This is a genomic window from Enterococcus sp. DIV0187, assembly GCF_051713785.1.
Lineage (GTDB): Bacteria > Bacillota > Bacilli > Lactobacillales > Enterococcaceae > Enterococcus_A > Enterococcus_A avium.
The window spans coordinates 2,124,001-2,130,000 of record NZ_JBIOQO010000001.1 but is presented as its reverse complement, the minus strand read 5'-3'; the positions used below and the strand labels follow the sequence as shown (position 1 = coordinate 2,130,000).

Below are 6,000 nucleotides of genomic sequence, written 5' to 3'. Positions count from 1 at the left end.
TGAGAGGATCTGTCCTTAGTACGAGAGGACCGGGATGGACTTACCGCTGGTGTACCAGTTGTCTCGCCAGAGGCATCGCTGGGTAGCTATGTAGGGAAGGGATAAACGCTGAAAGCATCTAAGTGTGAAGCCCACCTCAAGATGAGATTTCCCATTTCTTTAAGAAAGTAAGATCCCTGAGAGAAGATCAGGTAGATAGGTCAGGAGTGGAAGTGCAGTGATGTACGGAGCGGACTGATACTAATCGATCGAGGACTTAACCAAAAATTGATTCACGGTTGTTAGAATGTTTCTGATCCAGTTTTGAGTGAACGACGTTTACTCAATTAAATACTAGTGTGGTGGCGATAGCGAGAAGGATACACCTGTTCCCATGTCGAACACAGAAGTTAAGCTTCTTAGCGCCGATTGTAGTGAGGGGTTGCCCCTTGTGAGATTAGGACGTCGCCACGCATATTATTCCGGCATAGCTCAGTTGGTAGTAGCGCATGACTGTTAATCATGATGTCGTAGGTTCGAGTCCTACTGCCGGAGTTCTAGACAATCTCTTGTAGATTGTCTCAGACTGTAGACAAAGTCCATTTTATGGATGATGTCTACAGTCTTTTCTTTTATAATAGATTTATGAAAACGAATGCAAGGAGTGATAGTTATGATGTCTAAAAACAATACGAATGGTAGAAATCAATTTGCGATGCTCACGATTGATGATCTGGTTCCTCAAGATCATCTCGTTCGAAAGATTGATGCCGCGCTTGATTTTGAATTTATTTATCCAATCGTCGAAGCCACTTACTCCGATTTAGGTCGCCCAAGTATCGATCCAGTGATTCTGATCAAATTGGTGTTTATTCAGTATTTATTCGGTATCCGTTCCATGCGGCAAACCATTAAGGAAGTCGATACCAATGTCGCTTACCGCTGGTTTTTAGGCTATTCCTTCGAGGAGAAAATCCCCCATTTCTCAACTTTTGGAAAGAATTATGTCCGCCGATTTAGAGAAACGACGGTGTTTGAGGATATTTTTGCCTATATTTTAGAACAAGCAGTTAAAGCAGGTTTTGTAACAGAGGATCATTTGTATCTTGATTCTACCCACATCAAAGCTAACGCCAATAAACATAAGTTTACGAAAGAAATGACCCATGATGAAGCGAAAGCCTATCAGGATGAATTAGAAGATGAGATCAATCGTCAACGAATAGAGGCCGGAAAACGCCCTTTTACTTTGGACTTAGAAAAGGAAGTGAAGCTGAAAGAAAGAAAAATAAGTAAGGCTGATCCGGAAAGCGGCTACTACGTCAAAGGCGAACGAGAAAAACAATTTGCTTATTCTGCCCATACTTCATGCGACGACAACGGATTTATTCTTAGCACAATCATCACTCCTGGAAATATTCATGACAGTCAAGTCGCCTTTCAGCTCGTCAAACAATCGAAGAGACTTTTTCCTGAAATCAACTGTGTTGTCGCTGATGCTGGGTATAAGACACCTAAGTTTGTTCACTTTTTGACTCATTTGAATCTTCGACCTTGTTTGCCTTATTCAAGGCCCAAAGGGAAAAAGGGGCTATTATCAAAAAACGAGTTTCTCTATGACGAGTATTATGATTGTTACATTTGTCCGCAAGATCAAATGCTCGCTTTTTCAACGGTTACTCGAGAAGGGTACCGAGAATACAAATCCAATCCAAAAGAATGTGTGAACTGTCCTCTGCTAAACCAATGTACCAAAAGTAAAAATCATCAACGAGTCATCACGAGACATGTTTGGGGAGATCTGATGGATGAAGTGGAACATCTTCGCCTAACGGATCTGAATAAATCAATTTACAAAAAACGGAAACAAACGATTGAACGAATATTTGCGGATGCAAAAGAAAAGCATGGGATGCGTTGGACCAAGTATCGAGGCTTGGAAAAAGTCGCGACGCATACGATGCTAGTGTTTGCTGCAATGAATTTAAAGAAATTAGCCACCTGGCTATGGAAAGGCAAGGAGCCTTTATTTTTTTGTTCAAAAATTCGAAACGAAGTAGATAAAAAGCTGTTCCAAGCTCGAGTTACGAGTTTGGAACAGCTTTTGTCTACAGTCTGAGACAATCTCTTGTAGATTGTCTTTTTTTTGTGCACCAGGCATGGGACGACAATTTAGGTGGTGAAAGTCTGATGTGGTGAGACAACACATCGGTCAGCAACTATAAAAGTGCAAATGCAAGAGGTATTTCTTCTCTAAAAGTACACACTGTTAATATAAATTGAATTACCCTATGCAGACTCGTATGTATGGTGTTGTGAGAAGTGGTGCTGTGACAAAAGTCTTGTCATAGCTTCTTTTTCCGAATAAACGGTGTTCCAGAAGTAGCTTCTTCGGAAATTCCTTCTTATTTTTTGAAGCTGATCACTTCTGTCACAACCTCATCTATTCGATTGTGAGCAAAGTATTTAGATGATTGGTAAAATCGTGCTATGCTTACCTTGAGGTGATGAGAATTATGTATATAAATATAGCGGATGATTTGGTAGGACGTCTTAAAAAGTATCAAGATAGTCGAATTGTTTTAGATTTGGATGACGGTGTGGGTCAGTATTCTAAATCTGGAAGTTGTGCATTGAATATTAGTTTTCGATTATTGATTTTGGATAAGGAACAGGATCATTCAGATTATAACTTAGACATTGAAAGTAATATTGGCAGTATTGCGATCAAAGAACATTCCAAGTTATACTTAGAAGATGAGATGACATTAACTTTCGATCCAAGAATGTCCTTAATCAAATTGAAGGGTCCTAGTGGTATGATTGATGGAAATGTACAAATGATTGATTTACGTGAAAATAAGGAGTGAGCTCATTGAGCCCACTCCTTATTTAGTTGGGTCTTTCGAGATCTAATGTACCCGCGATATGGCTATATGTAGCGCCAGCTAGACGAGCAAGTGGATTAAAAGCCAATGGATCAATGTATTCGTTCTCTGGATCGAACAAGTTTTCTTCAAAGTGATAGTTTAAGACTTCTAGGATAAACAGGTCGCTAATAATAGTATCATTATGATCCTTAACAGGGATATATTGGTGTAAACAAACTTCAAATCGAATCGGAGCATCTAAGATCGCCGGTACTGTGACTTCTTGACTATCCACTAAAGTGAGAGACGTTTTTGCCAACTCACTTTCGTCAGCAGGTAATGAAGCAGAGGTTTGATTCATTTCTGCTAAAACTTTGTCGTTTACCAGATGAATGACTCCTTCTTTTTGTTGAAGCAGATTACGCGCGGTGTCTTTGATCTTTTGATTATTACGGTTAATCGAAAGGCTGACTAATGGTAGATCTTTAGCGACAACATTGAAGTAGCTAAAAGGAGCAGCGTTCACAATGTTTGTTTCTTGATTGATTGTCGTGATCCATGCGATTGGACGGGGAATGATACTCCCTGTTAAAAATTTGTAATGTTGTTTGGTCGTCAGTTCTTTAGCTGAATAGAAGAGCATAGTATATTCTCCTTATTGACGTTTTTTATTGGCATTAGATGTGTCGAATGGCCGAACGTACTCTTCGATTTCTTTTCGTTTTGACTGTAAATGAGGTGGTAAGGAAAGAATCTCCCCTGCGTGCTCATAGGTTTCATCCTGCAAGAAGCCTGGCCCATCCGTTGCTAACTCAAACAAAACATGCGGTGCTGCTAAGAAATATTCTGATTGGAAATAGAAACGATCGACAAAACCAGAATTTGGGAATTCTAAGGCGTTGATTTTCTCGATCCAATCCCGCAACGCGTCATCATCAGCAACGCGTAAAGCTAAATGGTGTACATTGCCGTAGCCTTCTTGTGCTGGAATCATGTCTGGCTGGTCATCGACAATGATGGTTGCTCCATTGCCGCCTTCGCCTACCTCAAATTGATGCATGCTACCTTCAGCAGCTGTTTCCTTAAAGCCTAAAAGATTTTCTAAAACTAATTTTAAATGGTCAAATTTTGCCACAGTTACAATCGTAGGTCCTAATCCGAAAATTGCGTGTTCAGCAGGAACGTTTGAATTTTTCCATGGTGTTCCGCCAGCAACACCTTGATTCTTTTCATCGGACACTAATTGGAATAATTGATCATCGTAATCATGAAATTCAAGGTATTTTTTGCCAAAACGCTCCTTAATCTCTCCATGAGCGACAGCTAAATCTGTAAAGCGTTGTGCCCAATACTCCAATGAAGCATCGGTTGGAACACGAAAGCCCGTACGTGAAATGCTGTTGGTTCCTTTTGTTCCTTTGGGAATCCGTGGGAAGTCAAAGAATGTCATATCTGTTCCAGGAGCACCAGTGTCATCGGTAAAGTATAAATGATAGGTTTCAATATCGTCTTGATTGACGGTTTTTTTAATCATACGTAAGCCTAAAATATCCGTGAAGAAGCGATAATTTTTTTCGGCACTGGAAGTCATAGCTGTAACGTGGTGTAATCCGCGAATTTGTGTATCCATAATAAATTCCTCCTAATTTCTTACTAAAAGTAAGTATAAGTGTTGTCCATTTTTTTAGCAAGAATATTGCCTTAGGTTGATATTTGTCAGAGGAATCAGTAGGATGGAAGCAGGAGGTAGAGGATGAAAAAGATTGTATTGTTTGATTTAGATGGAACATTGACGGATTCAAGTGAAGGAATCATAAATAGTGTGTGTTATATGTTGAAAAAAAAGGACTTAGCTATTCCTGATGAGGCGACGTTACATAGTTTTATCGGACCGCCTTTAACGGATACATTAAAACAGCTATATGATTTGAAGGAAGCAGAAGCAGATAAAGCGGTGCTGATTTATCGCGAATACTATGCAGAACAGGGAATCAAGCAATTATCTGTCTATGATGGTATCGAAGAGGTACTTGCTTCACTAGCTCCGGATTACTATTTAGCTATAGCGACATCAAAGCCGGAGTTTTATGCCGAGCAGATTATTGAAAATACTGGTTTATCTAAGTATTTTTCGGGAATTTTCGGCGCGGATCTAGCCGGTAAACGGTCAAATAAAACGGATGTGATTGCCTATGCGTTAGCTCAATTGGAAGAAACTCCTGCTGTAATGATCGGTGACCGAAAATTTGATATCATTGGTGCCAAAGCCAATCAGATCAAGAGCATTGGCGTGCTCTATGGTTTTGGAGAGCGGAATGAAATGATTGAAGCACAAGCAGATCAAATTGTTGCAACCGTTGATGAATTATCTGCCGCAATAAGACAGAGCTTCTAAAAATAAAAAAAACCCTCATTTGAGGGTTTTTAAAGGCTCTTCTATCGACTTAGTACCAGCCGTTTGCTTGCCAGAATGCTTGAGCGCCTTCCCATGAACCATAGCGAGAAGTCACGTATTGGTCGGCTACACGTTCTTGGTTTGCTGCTGAGTAGTCACCATTTAAGTATGAAGCTGATAATTGGTAACGTCCAATGTATTGGCCGTTAGTAGCAGTGTATGAACCGCTAGATTCACGTTGTGCAATCCATTCTTTCGCTGCATTTGTGCTAGCTGGTGTTGAAGCTTCAGCAGCAGGAGCAGCGGCTTGTTGTACAGGAGCAGCTGTTTGTGTAGTTTCTTGAACGGGAGCTTGCGCTGTTTGAGCAGGAGCTGCTTGTTCTTGAACTGGTGTTACTGTTGTATTGCCTTTAGCGTCTGTATCGATCGTTAAGTTTTGACCTTCAAAAATCATGTCAATATTAGAAATTTTGTTTTCTTTAGCAATTGAATCAACCAAGCTGTTATCGCCAGCAAATTTGATTGAGATTTTTGATAAGGTATCACCAGCTTGAACTGTGTAGTTTTCTGCTGCATGTGCTTCGTTTGTCCCTAGTGCAAATACTGCGCCAGCTGTTAGTAAAGTCGTAAGTACAAGAGTTTTTCCAAATTTCATTATGTAAATTCCTCCAAAAAAGTTTTTAAATGTAAATCAGTCATTTCGACTACGAGTGATACTTTACCATCGTTTCAGATTGCGTGGGTTATAAACCAGTG

General features: G+C 40.0%; 6 protein-coding genes, 1 tRNA gene and 2 rRNA genes (1 of these 9 only partly in view). 6 read left to right on the top strand and 3 right to left on the bottom strand.

Going from position 1 to position 6,000, the window contains the following annotated elements; translation table 11 throughout:
- The 5 genes from IGI52_RS10455 to IGI52_RS10435 form a co-directional block, all read left to right on the top strand.
- Positions 1-264 (top strand): 23S ribosomal RNA (locus tag IGI52_RS10455) (it extends 2,648 nt beyond the left edge of the window).
- A 73-nt stretch (positions 265-337) separates the two neighbouring features.
- Positions 338-453: ribosomal RNA gene (gene rrf, locus IGI52_RS10450) — 5S ribosomal RNA — on the top strand.
- Between the two features lie 7 nt (positions 454-460).
- A tRNA-Asn gene (locus IGI52_RS10445) sits at positions 461-534 on the top strand.
- A 118-nt stretch (positions 535-652) separates the two neighbouring features.
- Entirely contained in the window at positions 653-2,098 is a 1,446-nt protein-coding gene (locus IGI52_RS10440) for an IS1182-like element ISEfa7 family transposase (protein WP_438781229.1), read from the top strand.
- Between the two features lie 397 nt (positions 2,099-2,495).
- Positions 2,496-2,849, top strand: coding sequence for an iron-sulfur cluster biosynthesis family protein (locus tag IGI52_RS10435; protein WP_438781227.1), 354 nt, complete (start codon positions 2,496-2,498; stop codon positions 2,847-2,849).
- A 22-nt stretch (positions 2,850-2,871) separates the two neighbouring features.
- Here the strand turns inward: IGI52_RS10435 and IGI52_RS10430 are convergent, their stop codons facing one another.
- Together IGI52_RS10430 and IGI52_RS10425 are read right to left on the bottom strand one after the other, a co-directional pair.
- Complete coding sequence (locus IGI52_RS10430) at positions 2,872-3,492, bottom strand: flavin reductase family protein (RefSeq protein WP_438781226.1); 621 nt, start codon at positions 3,490-3,492, stop codon at positions 2,872-2,874.
- A gap of 12 nt (positions 3,493-3,504) precedes the next feature.
- On the bottom strand, positions 3,505-4,479 hold the full coding sequence (locus IGI52_RS10425; protein WP_438781225.1) for a ring-cleaving dioxygenase: 975 nt from the start codon (positions 4,477-4,479) through the stop codon (positions 3,505-3,507).
- 123 nt (positions 4,480-4,602) lie between these two features.
- Here IGI52_RS10425 and IGI52_RS10420 point away from each other — a divergent pair, with 123 nt between their 5' ends.
- Positions 4,603-5,244 (top strand): HAD family hydrolase, encoded by a 642-nt coding sequence (locus tag IGI52_RS10420; RefSeq protein ID WP_311894675.1) that lies wholly within the window; start codon positions 4,603-4,605, stop codon positions 5,242-5,244.
- 49 nt (positions 5,245-5,293) lie between these two features.
- Here the strand turns inward: IGI52_RS10420 and IGI52_RS10415 are convergent, their stop codons facing one another.
- Positions 5,294-5,899: a LysM peptidoglycan-binding domain-containing protein gene (locus tag IGI52_RS10415; RefSeq protein WP_016181186.1), complete on the bottom strand. Its 606-nt coding sequence runs from the start codon at positions 5,897-5,899 to the stop codon at positions 5,294-5,296.
- Positions 5,900-6,000 lie beyond the last annotated feature (101 nt).